This window comes from Arthrobacter sp. T572 (assembly GCF_056780115.1).
In genome coordinates this window covers 210,459-225,829 of the sequence record NZ_JBRAZQ010000001.1, presented here as the reverse complement: position 1 = coordinate 225,829, position 15,371 = coordinate 210,459, and the positions used below count along the sequence as shown (strand labels likewise).

At 59.2% G+C, this 15,371-nt stretch carries 11 protein-coding genes; 4 read left to right on the top strand and 7 right to left on the bottom strand.

Annotated elements, in window-relative coordinates; translation table 11 throughout:
- Nucleotides 1–226 precede the first annotated feature (226 nt).
- The 7 genes from ACUYMZ_RS01070 to ACUYMZ_RS01040 form a co-directional block, all read right to left on the bottom strand.
- On the bottom strand, nucleotides 227–436 hold the full coding sequence (locus tag ACUYMZ_RS01070) for a hypothetical protein (RefSeq protein ID WP_481601814.1): 210 nt from the start codon (nucleotides 434–436) through the stop codon (nucleotides 227–229).
- Between the two features lie 429 nt (nucleotides 437–865).
- Complete coding sequence (locus ACUYMZ_RS01065; protein WP_481601813.1) at nucleotides 866–3,346, bottom strand: hypothetical protein; 2,481 nt, start codon at nucleotides 3,344–3,346, stop codon at nucleotides 866–868.
- A 19-nt stretch (nucleotides 3,347–3,365) separates the two neighbouring features.
- Entirely contained in the window at nucleotides 3,366–4,220 is an 855-nt protein-coding gene (locus ACUYMZ_RS01060; protein WP_481601812.1) for a carbohydrate ABC transporter permease, read from the bottom strand.
- Nucleotides 4,217–5,179 carry a carbohydrate ABC transporter permease gene (locus ACUYMZ_RS01055; RefSeq protein WP_481601811.1) on the bottom strand — a complete coding sequence of 321 codons (963 nt, stop codon included), beginning with the start codon at nucleotides 5,177–5,179 and terminating at the stop codon, nucleotides 4,217–4,219. The genes ACUYMZ_RS01060 and ACUYMZ_RS01055 overlap by 4 nt, the downstream gene beginning before the upstream one ends.
- 68 nt (nucleotides 5,180–5,247) lie before the next feature.
- Nucleotides 5,248–6,561 carry an ABC transporter substrate-binding protein gene (locus ACUYMZ_RS01050; RefSeq protein WP_481601810.1) on the bottom strand — a complete coding sequence of 438 codons (1,314 nt, stop codon included), beginning with the start codon at nucleotides 6,559–6,561 and terminating at the stop codon, nucleotides 5,248–5,250.
- A gap of 61 nt (nucleotides 6,562–6,622) precedes the next feature.
- Nucleotides 6,623–7,927, bottom strand: coding sequence for a glycoside hydrolase family 36 protein (locus ACUYMZ_RS01045; RefSeq protein WP_481601809.1), 1,305 nt, complete (start codon nucleotides 7,925–7,927; stop codon nucleotides 6,623–6,625).
- Between the two features lie 1,830 nt (nucleotides 7,928–9,757).
- Nucleotides 9,758–11,371 (bottom strand): xylulokinase, encoded by a 1,614-nt coding sequence (locus ACUYMZ_RS01040; protein ID WP_481601808.1) that lies wholly within the window; start codon nucleotides 11,369–11,371, stop codon nucleotides 9,758–9,760.
- Nucleotides 11,372–11,691: 320 nt separating this feature from the next.
- Here ACUYMZ_RS01040 and ACUYMZ_RS01035 point away from each other — a divergent pair, with 320 nt between their 5' ends.
- The 4 genes from ACUYMZ_RS01035 to ACUYMZ_RS01020 all read left to right on the top strand — a co-directional run bounded on the left by ACUYMZ_RS01035 (nucleotide 11,692) and on the right by ACUYMZ_RS01020 (nucleotide 15,050).
- Nucleotides 11,692–11,898, top strand: a complete 207-nt coding sequence (locus tag ACUYMZ_RS01035) for a hypothetical protein (protein WP_481601807.1) — start codon at nucleotides 11,692–11,694, stop codon at nucleotides 11,896–11,898.
- A gap of 177 nt (nucleotides 11,899–12,075) precedes the next feature.
- Entirely contained in the window at nucleotides 12,076–13,209 is a 1,134-nt protein-coding gene (locus ACUYMZ_RS01030; protein WP_481601664.1) for a tyrosine-type recombinase/integrase, read from the top strand.
- Nucleotides 13,202–13,555, top strand: a complete 354-nt coding sequence (locus tag ACUYMZ_RS01025; RefSeq protein ID WP_144648897.1) for a helix-turn-helix domain-containing protein — start codon at nucleotides 13,202–13,204, stop codon at nucleotides 13,553–13,555. Before ACUYMZ_RS01030 ends, ACUYMZ_RS01025 begins: the two co-directional genes overlap by 8 nt.
- Before the next feature lie 379 nt (nucleotides 13,556–13,934).
- Nucleotides 13,935–15,050, top strand: coding sequence for a Fis family transcriptional regulator (locus ACUYMZ_RS01020; protein ID WP_481601663.1), 1,116 nt, complete (start codon nucleotides 13,935–13,937; stop codon nucleotides 15,048–15,050).
- Nucleotides 15,051–15,371: the final 321 nt, after the last annotated feature.

Here is a 15,371-nt window from a genome sequence, read left to right as displayed (position 1 = left end):
CTTGCGTACCGACCTGAATTAGGGGCCAGCGACGGTTAGACAATCATGTGGCCGCGCCGCCGATGGTGCCTTCTTACGATCTCATGATACCGCTTTCACAGCTCACGGCAAATTGCGGAGGAGGAGGCGTGCGTCAAATCGAATTAGGACTTCACGAGACGCGCCGCGCTCGTCGACGTTCGCGTCAGCGTTCGTTGGCGGCCGAGAGTGTGTTTGGCCCGTTCGCTTAAATGGAGTGCTCGTAGGTTTGGCCGAACGGCACCTTTTTATCGATAGAGACTGTATATCTGCGCAGGCTGTGACGTGTGATCAGGACACCCGCATGCCGCATTGTCATCGCCCTTTGCCGCATTGTTTCTTCAGCCGCACACAAGAGGTCATGAAGGTTAGCGTTGCCGTCTACCAGTATTTCAATCATGTCCACTTCAGTAGACATTGTGTACCTTTCTTCAGGGGCGTACGGTTCTTCGGTCGGTCAACACAGCGTGAACGAGGCGGCGCCCTGGCCGGTCTTGCCTCCGGCAGCGGGTCATGCGGCCGGTGGAGACCCGGCAGGCGCCACCTCGTAAGCGTGGGTTTGTTTCAGTGCAAACAGGGGTAATGGCCCCTGGACCTTATGCACAGGACCAACACATCATCTGCGGCGCAGGCGTCACCTGGTCCCGGCGACGCCTGTGCCTTGACGGTAGTTCTTGCTGGAGATATGCCGCCTAGGCCTGGTGCTGTCAGTTCCCGATCCTATTACCGTCGCCCAAAGTCAAGAATTATCACCAGTCATTCAGGCTGCACAGGACGAACTGTGGCATGCGGACCTAGCAGCGCGCTCAAAGGTTTCCTCTAGCGATTGCTGAATATGTCCTAAAGCTCAGGTCCAGCCCGGATCGATGACTAGCGGAGACAGTTGAACAAAGGCCACTTTAGGCGCCCTTGGACCTGCCGCCATCAGCTTCAAGTCGTTGGTGTCGGTAACAAGTTCCACAGTCGTGGCGGTCGTCCAGAAGCTGTCCCAGGAGTAGGAGTGACGGCAGGGAACGATCGTCGCAGATCCACCATCCTCCTGCAACGCCACGTTCAGCGTCACAACGTCGGTATTGTAGTTTTCCGCGTCATTCTTTAGCCCATTCGCGTAGCCGATCGTTACAACGGTGGGTCCTGCCTCAATTGAGGATGGCCGCTCGAAAGTGCACGGTCCGGTTTCGAGGTCGACTTGCCCCTGCGGCACTAGAACCCGGCTTCTTTTGTCGTGCCCCGGTCGCCTTGCAACAGTGAGGCCGAGAACCGTAGTAGCAATCCCGTCACTAGTAATGACAATTTCTGTTATTCCGCGGGAAAGGAATGCAGTCATACTGGACGTTGAATCGGTTTGGTCGACTACTTGGGCTTGTGCGTCGACAAATGCCACTTCCGTGCCGTTAATGGAAAGCAACGGAACCTTGGAGCCAGGTTGAAGGCGAATTCCGATTTCGTAATAGCCGTCTTCGTCTGCAGTTATCCAGAAGTGTGCCCCACTGTCAGGGGGCAGGTGAAGGTGGTCTCCTGACTGCACTGCGTTCCCCGTCAGCTCGGCGTCAAATAGTGGGTACGTTTCTGCAACCGAGGTGATGGCTTCTCTTAGGTCCAGACAATCGAGAGACGCTGCTGCCCCACCGACTTCACCCTCCGGGCCTGACACGCGGAATGACAGTTCGTGCGGTCCTGCCTCCAACTGCAGACGCCGGGTCAGTTGGCCCCGGTACTCGTCAGAGAGAGTTGCCGGGCAGTCCAAAATTTCGAGAAAAACGTCATCGAGATAAACGGCAAGGCGCCCCGGTGCGCCCGCCGTGCCGTAGGTCAGCACGAACTCGTATGCACCGCTGTTGGGTGCTGTAACCATGAAAGTTACTGAACTGTTGGCGTGCGTTAGGCCGGCAACGTCCTTTCCGCCGGACGCGGCATATTTCTGGGCGTCGTCATCTTGGATCCTGATGTCGCCATGCTCGATTCGAGCGTCTTCGGCCTCGAGGCGAACCCATCTGGTATCGGGTTTTTTGTTCGAGGCGGGTGTATTGCCGGCGGTAACAGTAACGCGATAGGCGGACATCTTGTCGTGCATGCCAATGGACAGCACGGGGAGGCTGCCGGTCCATGGAATTTCGATCACTTCGAGGACGCTGGGACGGCTGGAAAGACCTTCCTGACCGGTCCATGTGGTTCGCTCAATGACTATGCGGACGACGTCACCGGGATCGAGCCGGAGATCGTCGGCGAGCCGTGACACATTTTCCAGTGCCACCTCGATCGCACCGCCGGTACCTCCGAGGATGATGGTGGCCCTTCGCCGTTCTGCGTCTACAGCGGCAACAGCTTGCAACGTGTCGGGCACTCCGGGAAAGGGCGGTGTCACCTCGACGGTGTATCCAGTCAGACGTGCGTACCAAAAAAGGAGCCACCAACCACCATTGGCGCCCGTGTTCTGAACGGCGTGATCATCAAGGTTGCCGGCCATGGTCCAGTATGCGATGTCGGCGTCAACCTTCGCTCGCTCAAACATGGCTATCCACTGGATCATTTGCCCAGGCACGGACATGTCACGTCGATTGCCGTACTCGTCGATGTTGATGGGTAACGGGCCGATTCCGAGGTCATGCTCAAGGGCACGGTATTCGCGTAAATGCTTGTCGAAAGCTCCGAGCGAAGCAGGTTCAAGTTCGTGCCAGCTCATCACATCAGGCAGGACATTGTTAACCTTGGCCCAGGTGAGGAAGTCCCTGAGCCGCACCGGCCGGAACCGCATTTCATTTGGTCCTACGATGCATCCGTCCGGATCGACCCTCCGGATGGCACGGTAAATGAGAGCCCAATGTTCGAAGAAGCGCTCTCTATCGCGTTCCCAGTCGGGGTACCAGATCCAGTCGGGTTCGTTGAATGGGACCCAAGCGAACGCCTTGGAATGTTTGGACTCCAGGACCGATTGGACCCGGGCGATGACCCGCTCCGCGTAGTCTTCGATGCCGAGGAATTCGTAAGGCCAATCGGCGTAGTCGTCCTGCAAATAGACGAGTACCTGCTCACCACCGGCGGCAAGGAAGTCTGGTGCGATCTCGAGGGCATCTCCGTTGGGGTGCTGGGCTCCCCCTGGCGACTTCTGAGCCACGGTGCGCGGCCGGACTCCCGAAAGGAGTTGGCGCGCCGGAACTCCCGGGTCGCTGAGTCCGTACAGCATGCCCGTGGCTCCGCCATGCACCGGCCCCGTGGGGCGCTGAAAATCGACCTCCAGCCGGGACAACGGTGCGGACTGCTCTGGATGCACAGGGACCGGCACGGGTGTAAGAGTGCCGTCAACCTCGGCGGTGTCTTGGTCAATCATTTCTGAATCCTGTCTGAGTTCACTTAACGGCTCCGCTGGTGACTCCGGATATGATCCGGCGCTGCATCGTGACAAAGACGATGAGCAACGGCAGGCTCATCAGGATCACGTAAGCGAAGATCAGCTGCCAGTTATTGAGGTAGAGCCCGGCACTTGCCACGCTATACAGATTGAGCGGCAGCGTATCCATTCGGCCCCCCAAGACAAACAGAGCGTAGAACACATCGTTCCAAATAAAGAGCGTTATAAGAATGGTTGCCGTAGCTACCGTGGGACCCAGCAGCGGGAAGATTACTCCGAAGAACACGCGAGCCGGCCCTGCGCCGTCCATCCGAGCGGCCTCTTCGAGTTCGCGGGGGATGGTTTGGATGAACCCTGTCATGAAGAAAATTGCGGTTGAAAGGTACATGCCTACATATACGCCAATCATCCCGGTCGGCGTGCCGTCCAGGCCCAATAACTGCAGGAGAAGCACGATCGTGACTACAGCGGGCGGCAAAACAAGCCCGCTTATTGCCAAGGCGTAAAGAAATGAAATTGCTTTACCTTTCCGCCGGGCAAGCACCCAGGCTGCCATCGAGCCGAGGAAGAGTACGAGCACTACGGATGGCACCACGAGAAGGAGAGTTCCGAAAAAGGCTGAGACCATCTCACCTTTGGTGAGCACGGTAGCGAAGTTTGTGAAAAGTTGCGACCAGTCGTTTGGCGGTGTCAGGTTGGGTCGTTGTGCTTCCTGCAGGGTCTTTCCGGCCGTGGCGAGTGCCACCCAGAAAGGTACTCCGAGAAGCAAAACCATCAGGACAACGGCGAGAGCGGGCTGCTTCGCCCGGCCCGCGGCCAACGCCAGAGGATTACGGCCGTTAGCGCCGTTCATAGCACGTCCTCTCTCTTACGGAGGAAACGGATTACGGGAAAGGCGAGTGCCGCGATCATCACGAACAGCAGCAGGCTCATTGTGGTGGCTTGGGCGTAAAGCCCCTGACCGAAGGTCCGAAAAATGAAAATGTTAAGCACCTCGGTTGTACCGCCGGGGCCACCTTCGGTAGTTGCCTGGACAGTATCAAAACCGTTCATGGAGCCCAGTAGGGCGGTGGCAACGTTGAACGTGATGGCAGGAGCGAGTAATGGGAACCGGATCGATGTGAAGGTGCGCCACCAACTTGCCCCATCAATGCGGGCAGCTTCGAGTACATCGTTGCTGATTGTCTTGAGGCCGGCCAGGAAAATAAGCATTGAGAGGCCCATCCACTTCCAAGCATGCACGAGGGCGACGACTACGATGGTCCACGTCGTATTGCCCAACCAGGCAATATCGATGTCTTGGTTGGTAAGAAAAGCGAGGATTTCGTTGACTGCACCGTCTGGTCGCAACAAGGCGCGGAAGACGTACCCCGCGGCCAGGGCTGACATGACAACCGGGACAAAGAACGCGGCACGGCCAATCCGATTAAGCAGGGTGTCCCTTTCAAACACCAAGGCAAGCAGCAACCCGAAAAGGTTCTGAAAGAGAGCCACCAGGGTCGCATAGACCAAGGTGATGCCGATGTCGCGGAGAACTACCCCGTTGGCGGCAACATCCCTGATGTTGGCTAAGCCCGCAAAGTTGATCTCCGACTTAAAGCTCGACCAGTCCGTGAACGTGTAGACAAAGGTCAGCAGGCTCGGAAGTAGGAAAAACACAACCAGAACGACCAAGGCCGGGGTGAGGAAGTAGAGGGGATGGTCCGCCTTACCTCCGAGACCACCCTTGCGCCGTTCTTTTCGTGATTTGTTGGGTATCCGCGTGGTGTCGGCCGAGTTCTGTGACAACACACGTGTCGTTGATAACGTCATTTCTCGATCCTTTCGAGAGCCCTGAAGGTGATGCGGGGACATGGTGTGATGCCCCCGCGTCACACTGATCAGAAGCCAGGGGCGCCCAGCGCCTTAGCAAACTGGGCGAACTGATCCTGGGTAGCCTTTGTCACCTCTGTTGGTGACTGGGTTCCTTGGATCATGTTCGTCAGGTTGATCCACAGGTCGGGGTTGGCGATGGCCAGTACTTGCATGGACCCAATGGAATCAGGTACGACCGCGGCGACATCGCGCAGCGCCTGAGGAACCGTATCCGGAGTCTCGACACCTTCGAGAAGCGATACGGTATTCACGTCCTTGATGTACTCTCCGTAACCATCGCCCATGAGGAAGCTTAGGAACTGGCGTGAGGCCGCCTCTCGCTTTTCGTCTCCGGTCTTAAAGGCTACGAGAGCATTGTTCTGATCGGGAATTACCGTACCCAGATTGCCCTCCTTCGAGATGGGGAAAAAACCAATCTTCTCGTCCAACTCGGCAGTATCTGCTTTCGTTTGCAGGTTGTTAAGGAAGGAATTTACTTGGAGGACCATTGCCGTGTCACCAGAGAGCAATGCCTCAGCCTGATCATCGAAAGTGGCCGTCTTAATGTTCGCGTTGAACAGGCCCTCCTTGATCAAGGACGAATACTCGTCCACCGCCGACTGAATTGTCGGGCTCGTGAACTGCTCCTTGTTGGTGTTGATACGGTCCCACAGTCCATCCCTGGCAGCCTCTGCCAGCTGCACTTGAACCCACCACTGAGTCGACCATCCAGGGTCGCCCATTTCATAAAACGGAACCTGTCCCGCTGCTTTGAGATCCCGCGCCTGCTGAACGAACTCCTCCCAATTGCCCGGTCTTGCCGTGATGCCATGCTTCTCGAGCACCTGCTTATTGAAAAATACGCCCTCCACAGCAGGCGTCGAAATGAGCGCAGCGTATCTCGTGTTGTTCAACTTGCCTGTTATGTCGGCATAGCCGGGCTTGTAGGACTCCAACCACGGTGCACCTTCCAGCGGCTGCAGGTTCTTGACTGCGTTGATGGCGCTCAGCTGGGAACCAGTGGGTTGCCAGTTTGCCAGGTCAGGCAAGTCTCCTGTAGCCACTTTGGTCTGGATCGTTTGCTCGTAAGGGTCGGGTTGCACGACTACCTCGACTGTTGCGCCTGTGAGCTTTTCGAAACGCTCTATTGTGCCGGCGTAGGAGTCCGGCGCGAGACCGCCTCCCCAGATAGTGAGATGCACGCCGCTGAGGTTCTGGTCCTGTTTAGGCCATTCAACGGCTGAGCTAGCGCCCCCCTTCGCCGATGGGTTGGTGCAGCCTGTCAAGATGAGGGCTGCCGAAGCTGCAACAATCGCGGCTCCGCGGAAAGCTTTCTTCATTGATTGCTCCTTGAATGCTATGAGTAAGACCATGATGGTCGCTCAGCTTTGGGTGAACTCCCTATCGGCCTGCTGTTTGTGTGCGGAGTTCGATCGTCCGGGCGGCTTCTGAGCCGGATCCGGCGACAACGTGGAGGGTGCCTGTGTCGGCATCCCAAGTTGTTTCCCATCCAGGCAGGCTGGTTGGGAAGACGGTGCGGACGATTACATCGGCACCAATGAGTTCGGGAAAGGAGAGCGCCACGTTGCCCGGAGCTGTTGTCCTTTTCCACAAGGTTATGAGCCGGGACCTGTCATCAGCGAGCCCTAACGCAACCCACGAATCATCCCAACGGGGAATTCCGAGGGGCCACTCAGGCACTGACCGGCTGATGCGTTTGCGAAGCTGTTTCGCTGTCGTGATGGCTTCACGGACCAAAAGCAGCTGACTGTCGCTCATACGGTTGAGGTATCCGCTCACGTAGTAGCGACCAAGCAGGCCTGTAGCCAAACTGAAGGCGACGTGTTCCTCGCTCATCTCTGGTTGCGGATACGCCCAACTCGCGGCTTGTTCCGGCAGCATCGAGAGCGGAGCGGCCGCGGCTATCGGCGGGTACAAGCGAAAGTCCTGCTGGTCTGATGTCGACTGCAACTGCAAGCGTGAGAGCATGGCCCAGTCGGCACGCATCGCACCTGAGGCGCAGTTTTCGATGATCAGATCGGGATGCCTCTTCGCAAGACTGTCCAGCCAATCGAGGTGCGCGCGGTTATGGCCCAGAAGTCCCCCTCCCAGTGAGTCACAGCCGACATCCGTTCCAACCCCAGGGTTGATGTTGTAGTCGAATTTGAAGAATCCGACCCCGAACTCGTGAACCAGACGGTCCACCACAGTGTTCAAGTGGACAACAGCGGCTGGGTGTCGAAGGTCCAGATGGTAGCGGCCGTGCTCGACAACCCGTTCACCTTGGCGCTGGAAGAAGGCGTCTCGTGGGAGGTTAGCCGCAGCGGGGCTGCGTACGCCCACCACTTCAGGCTCCAGCCAGAGGCCCGGCATCATGCCCTTATCTCTAATTCGCTCAATCACTTCCCCAAGCCCGCCCGGGAACCTAACCGTGGAGGGAAGCCATTCACCCACCGAGTCCCACCAGTCGCCGCCGTCGTCGTACCAGCCCGCATCGATGCAAAAAACTTCGGCGCCAGCACCGGCGGCAGCGTCGATCAGCGGTAAAAGACGATCAGTACTTGGATCACCGTTCAGGGTGTTCATATAGTCGTTGAACACCACCGGCAGGGAAGCGTTGTCGACGTGCTGGCGACGGTCGGCCCTGCGGTAGGCGGTTAGCTCCGCTACCGCCTTAGTAACATTGGCACCTACCGCAACTGTCACAGGGACACTCTCAAAGATTTCTCCTGGTCCGAGCGACACCGACCAATCGTGGTCGAGTTCGGTAGGGCCGGACAGCGCAACATATCCGTCATGTGAGTTCTCTCCGACCTCCCACCGCCACGCGCCGTTGTGTTCCAGCTGCCAGACCCAGCTGAAAGCCAGCTCCTCAGAAAAGACCGCACCCACCGGCAGCGACGCGCCCGTTGACCACGACCCCTTTGACACTACTGATCGTGACCCGCGAGGGTCATGTCCCGTGAGTTCCTGGCTCAGGACTGGAAAGTTCATGCCTCTAAGCGGTGCACTGTTCCACCTGCCCTCGGCAAGCCAGTCACTCTGACCTTCAAGCAAGTGCCAGCTGGAGAAGGAAGCCGGAACCCCGTCAGGGGCCCCAAAACTAGCCGCCCACGAGGTAACCGACTGGACGATGAGAGTCTCCGTGCCTACATTCTCAAGCCTCACGCTCGATCGAATTGCGGCGGCATCGGAATGGGAGGAAAGGCAGACTGTAGCACGCAGCGCTGGGTCCGGGGCCGTCATAACAATTTCAAGGGCCTCAGGAACCTGGCCCTGTGCCGGCCGGAAGATGTGGTGATCGTACCGAAAGTCCTGCCCTATGCTGGACTTGATCAGCCGGCTGTTCGCTTGGCTATGCCCGTACCCCGCTGCCAGCACATGCACAAGGGAGACAGAGCCGTCAAAAACCCAGCGCTTGCCAGATGACGTCATTGCACGGAGAGCTGGCGCAGAGTCCGGCCCGAGATCTATCTCAAGAGTCAGTGCCCCCGCCGTCCAGACAACATTCTGGTTCACACTGGTTGCAAGGTCCTTGCTCATGGGCTCCTCTTCGTTGTGGATCGTCCACGTTAGATGCTTTGATAGCGCTTTCATAGCTTATCAAGCAGCCTTTGAAAGCGCTATCATTTTTTTCTGTTACGAAGGTTGAGTCTTCTACCGGAAGGGCTCGCTCCTTAGCATGTGCGACCCTCCCACGGCATTGGTAACTTGACGGTGATGGGGAGGCTGGCTCGTTTGTACAAGGTTTTACGAGGTAAGTTATGCCGCTCCATTTACCGACGTCACGACACCCGCCGCTCTGGTTCCAATCGCCATCGAGGAGGAATCCGTCATCAAGGTCTGCAACAACCGGGCCTCACGCCAACCCGCGGCCCCGCTAGCCGCGGACGGTCCAGCGCAGCGGATGCAGATGAGGGTTACCTTCCCACCAGCCACCACCAGGTGCTCGGCAACGAGGCGGGGTCTGAGCACTAGTCAACCTTGGGCTGACGGGCTTTGCCGGCTCCAAGGGCGCCGACTGTCATCAAGGGTATCGATAACTCCGTCCTTGCCAGGTGGCAGGGTGTCCTAGCGTGACACGAACGCCACCATCCCGTCCACGCCCTTGGTCTTGAAATAGCGGTAGTCAAGCAGGGAATGGGATCGCCATGCGCGGCCCAGACGGCCGCGTAGGGCAAGTGGGTGTGGACCGCTCCCCACCTCGGGCATGTGCCGGTAGGCGGCGTAGACATGCGCGGCGGTGTCACTTGGGATGCTCTTGCAGAACCCACGGACCCCGGTACTACCTTGCCGTCAAGGAGCGCAGGATCATATTCCCTGGGCTGGCTCGTCGTGCTTACCTCCGCTGGGTTTGATCACGAAGTAGTTGGTGCGCGCGACACGACCCGAGCCGATACCTCCGGTCCGGACGACAAGGTTGTAGCAGACCAGCTTCGCGTGCAGTGCTGAGACTTCAGCACCGACATAGTCACTGCTTCTATGACGTAATCAGGAGTTGAGCCGGGACATTTATCTTTGGAGATGGTCCTCGGGTCATCCTTTGAGGCTGAGGGTATTGACGGCGGCACGCTGGACTGCGAGGCCGTCACTGTAGCGTTCGAGGAACTTGGTGAACCCGGCGACGTCCTCTGCCTCCGGATTGGTAGTTTCAAATACTGCCCCGCGGAAGACGGTGTTCCGGAGGTACCCGTCGAGGTCGTCGGAGGGATCCGTTACGAAGGCGGAAAGCACGGCAATCCCCCATGCCCCGCCCTCGGAAGCAGACTCTGCCACCGAAACAGGGGCGTCCAGCGCGCCCGCTAGGAACCGCTGGGCAATACCAGCGGTACGGAACACCCCGCCGTGGGCGAACATTCGGTCGATGGCTACATCCTCGGCGGCAAGCACCTGCATGCCGAGAATGAGTGTGGCGAATACTCCATATAGCTGGGCCCGCATGAAGTTGGCGAGCGTGAAAGCACTGTCCGGAGGCCGGACAACGAGAGGGCGCCCCTCGCTGAGGCCTGCGATGGGTTCCCCGGCAAGCTGGTTATAGGCGAGTAGCCCTCCGGCATCTGCTTCTCCTGCCAGAGCCTCCTGCAGGAGCGCCTCGAAAGCCGTATCCGATTCGATGAAGGCCCCTGCCGCCGCTGCGAAGCGGGTGAAGAGCTGAACCCAGGCGGCAAGCTCACTCGCACCATTGTTGCAGTGCACCATCGCCACGGGCGCTCCGGCAGGTGTTGAGACCATGTCGAGTTCATGATGCAGCCGGGTAAGTGGACGCTCGAGCACCACCATCGCAAATATGCTGGTGCCAGCACTGACATTCCCAGTGCGCGGGGCTACGGAACAGGTGGCAACCATGCCCGTGCCCGCATCACCTTCCGGGGGACAAAAGACAGCTCCTGATTCTAAGACCCCCGTCGGGTCCAACAAGAGGGCGCCGGTTTCAGTCAGTGAGCCGGCATCGTTACCGGCGACGAGGACTTCGGGTAACAATCCTCCAATCTCCAGTCCCGGGGCGGTCTCGGCAATAAGAATGCTGTAACGCTTCAGCAACTCGGCATCGTAGGTGTGTGTTGACGCGTCGATGGGAAACACGCCGGACGCATCACCGACTCCAATGACCTTCCGACCGGTTAATCGCCAATGGACATAGCCCGCAAGCGTGGTCATGAAGTCAATCTCGCGCACGTGGGGTTCATGATCCAAAACAGCCTGATGCAGGTGGGCTACGGACCATCGAAGGGGAATGTTTGTCTCGAAGAGAGCAGTGAGTTCATGCGCTGCCTTGCCGGTGGTGGTGTTCCGCCATGTTCGGAACGGCACGAGCAATTTGCCACAACTGTCAAAGACGAGATAGCCGTGCATCATCGCAGACACGCCAATTGACCGCAGGGCCCTAGGGTGTACTCCGTGCCTGCGCTCCGCGTCCGCCACAAGATCAGCGTAGGCGGTCTGAATTCCTGACCAAACTTCCTCCAGTGAGTAGGTCCAGAATCCATTCTCGAAGCTGTTTTCCCAAGTGGAACTCCCGAGTGCAAGCACGCTACGGGGCTCATCACCAATGAGACAAGCTTTTATGCGGGTCGAGCCCAGTTCAATTCCCAGACGTCCGCGCCCGGCAAGGATGGCTTCGACTTCGGCGGTGGCGTCAGGAGTATTCACTAGCGATCCTTCGTCTTGTTAGCGCTAACAATGAGTTCCGACCTAATGTACTGGACGTTCGCCGTGAACGTCTACGAGCAGTCCGGTCCGCTGTCACTCTAGCCGGTGGGTTGCAGACAGCGTACTGGCCTGCAGGTGCTCGAACTCATCATTCCGACGCTGCGGCAAGCCTGGCCGTTATCGAAGCAGCCTACGCCTCGGTCTCCTCAGGCCGGCCGGTCCAAGTGGCGGCCTCGAGAGGAATGCCTCCTAAAACAGGAATGCATCCAGAAACACAGACACCAGTTCGCTCGCTGCAACTTTCCTCGAAAGGAATTCCCATGAAAGAGATCCGTTACGGTCTGGTCGGCGCCGGCTACTTCGGGCTGGCCATTGGCCGCTCCCTGCTCAAACAACCATTCGCCAGCGTTACCCGGGTGTTTGACCCCAACAATGCCGATGACCCAGCTCTTGCCGTGGGCGCTCAGGTGAGCGAACCCGACCGCTCCCCCGGACTGACCAAATCTTCATTATCGGGCCGGAAGTAGGACGAGTAGAAGTAGATGAGAGAACCCGTCCCATCCCGCTTTCTCGTGTTTTCGCAGGTCAGGTAGGCGTTGCAGTACTGAAGCGCCATGGGCTTGTCGCGAGTGAATGCGCGAGGCCGTGCGGCTCGGCGACGTAATCTCTCATTAGATGAGAGAATTTTGCGTACAGTTAGGTCGGTGAGCATCGAACCTGGGCGGATTCCGTCCTTTCTAACCAACGTGAATGTCGGGCTGCTGCGTGCCGAGGACCGCGTCTTTGAAGCGATGCTAGATGGCTGGCGGGCGCAGATGCTGGCACGCGGGCTGTCGACGTCGTATATCAAGAGCTCGTGCGGGACGGTCCAGCGGTTTCAGGAGCATGCGAATGAGTACCCGTGGACGTGGTCGGCGCATCACGTGGATGAGTTCCTGGCGGACCGGCGGAGCTCCGAGAAAGGTTTGGCGTTATCGACGCTGCGGGCTAATTCCGGGTCTATCAGGGCGTTCTGCTCATACCTGACTGATGGGCGCTACGGTTGGGCGGCGTTCTGCGAACGGGTTTTCTCGGACATCCCGGTGCAGGTCGTATTCGAGTGGAACTCGCCCCGGCATACAACGGATGATGCGATGCCGGCACGCCGCCGGGCGTTTACCAGGGCCGAGCTGCAGGCGTTCTTCGACGCCGCCGACGACTTGGTGGACACTGAGTTTGCCAAGGGATCCAAGCGCTGGCTTCCAGCCTTGAGGGACTCGACGGCGTTCAAGGTCGCTTACGCTTACGGGCTGCGGCGGCGTGAGCTGGCGATGCTCGAATATGTCGACTTCGGGCCCAACCCGCACGTTGAGTCTTTCGGCCGGTTCGGGGCGCTCCAGGTGCGCTGGGCCAAGGGAACCAGGGGCTCAGGCCCCCGCCGACGCACGGTTCTGACTGTCCCCGAATTCGATTGGGTCGTCGGGCTCCTTGAGTATTGGCTCTCCCCTGACGGCCGGAAACGTTTCCCCACCGCCGACCGGTCAGCCAGCCTGTGGCCCTCGGAACGCTCCGGCTCCACTGTTTTCCGCAATTTTGACCGCTCTTTCCAGCGGGTGAGGAAAATCGCCGGGCTCCCGGAGGAACTTTCCCTGCACACGTTGAGGCATTCGTACGTGACGCACCTGATCGAGGCCGGCTACGACCCGTTGTTTATCCAGCAGCAGGTCGGGCACAGCTACTCCTCGACCACGGCCCTCTATACTTCCGTGTCGGCGGACTTCAAACAGAAGACCATCCAGAGAATGATCGCCCAGCGGCTGCGCAGCGGCGGCACAAATGAGGGGAACGGCCATGGCTGAACAGCGACGGATTGGCTACCGCTGGAATCTTCGGCAGCTGATGGCCCAACGGAACCTCTGGAAGACCACCGAGCTTCTCCCCCTGCTGAAATCCCGGGGTATCAATCTTTCCAACGCCCAGGTCCACCGGCTCGTCACCGGAACGCCGGAACGCATTCCAGCCCAGACCTTCGCGGCGCTCTGCGACATCCTGGAATGCACGCCCAACGACCTCTTCGAACCCTACGTGCAGATGCGCGCCGCGAAGACCGCCAACGCCCCGAAGAAGCCAGAGGACCTTGGCATCGCCCCCGGTGCGCCGATCGCTCGACGGATCCGCGTGCTGCCACCGGATGAAGATGCCTAGGCCACGAAAAGCCGGAGACCCCGTCAGATGGCCTGAACCATGCGGACGCTGCGGTGAACACCATCAAATCGCGGTCCGCTGGCCGGACGGCGGAATCTGCGGTTACTGCTACCAGCAGGCCAAAAGAACCCGAGGCACCTGCGCCTGCGGTCACGAGGGTGTCCTGCCCGGCCGCGTCGACACGCTGCCGGCATGCCGAAGCTGCTCCGGAGTCCAGCTCAACATCGACTGCATCGGATGCGGGAACGAGGATGAACTCCACTCAGGGAACCGATGCTGGTCATGCATCCTCGCGGCCACCGTCGACAGGCTCCTCAGTCCACCGGATAACCAACCACCCTCCCCGGCGCTCCGGGCAGTCGCCACCGCCTTGAAATCCATGAAGCGGGCCAACAGTGGCATGACCTGGATCCAGCAACCGCACGTCACCGCTTTCCTCCAGCAACTGGCGGCCACGCCTGTGATCACCCACACCCACCTCGACGAACTACCGGCATCCCGCACGCGCGAATACGTCCGAGGACTACTCGTCGAACACCAGGCGCTGCCGCGCCGCGATGAACTCAGCGCAAGGTTTGCTGAATGGGCCGAGCAGGCACTCGAGCGGATCACCAGCCAGAACCATCGGGACATCATCCGGCGCTACATCCGCTGGCACCACCAGCGCCGGATGAACCAGATGGACGAGGTCACCCAAGGCACCTTCCTGCGGGCCAAACAATCAGTCACCGTCGGCATCGAACTGCTGAACTGGCTCACCGAACGAGACACTGAACTCGCAGCACTGACCCAAGCCCACCTGGACCGATGGCAGGCAGAAGGCCCAACGACACGGGGCATTGCCTCACGCTTCCTCGACTGGGCCACCAGAACCAGCCTTATCGATCCCTCATTGAAGCTGCAGCCCCACCGTCGCGGCACCAGCCCAAGACTCGATGCAGCCGCTCAAGCAGAGCTCGTCCGCGGCCTCAGCCACACGACCGACATGAGCCCGCGGGACCGAGCAGCGGCCATCCTCGTTCTGGTCTTTGGCCAACAGGTTTCCGACATCATCCAGCTGACGTGGCACGACGTCAAGGTGACAGAGGATCTGGTCACGGTCACCTTCGGAGCCGTCGAGATCGCACTCACCTCGCCGCTCGATGAGCCCTGGAGAGAACTCGCAGCCACCCCGACCCACGATCAAACAGCAGCGCACCCCAACAGCAACTGGGTGTTCCGCGGCGGCGCCCCCGGCCGGCATCTTCGCGCTTCAACCCTCACCCAGCGCCTCAGCGCCGCGTTCAGCAGCCGGGCCGCCAGACTCGGAACCCTACACGAGCTTACGAAAATCGCTCCGGTGGCCATCATCGCCGAAGCTCTCGGCTACGCCCCGGCCACGATCGATCGCCACGCACTGGCCTCTTCGGCCAACTACATGGAATACATCTCGTCGCTCCACGCACCAAGTTCAAGTCACGACAAACCATCGCTGCCTCTTCGCAGGGGCTACTAGGCCACGCATTGCGCCTATTCCGGCGAAGCGATCCATATCTCGCCATTAGAGAGAACGCGGGCGAGGCATTCGGCGATACGTACCGCATCCTCTTCTGTCGAACCAGGCACGAGCCTGATCCCAAGATGCGAGGCCGGAAGATCTGCACTTACCACTGCTCTTTCGACACTTGGGTCTTCATCGCAGGGGACTCAGCGAGTCATATCTGGGATGAATCGCACCTACATTCCAAGAGTCGTCCTCGCTGATGGAACGTTGAAACGACCCCGCTTGCGATCCAGCACAGCCCGCCAGAAGCAGGGCTAAAACTGGAGACAAGGA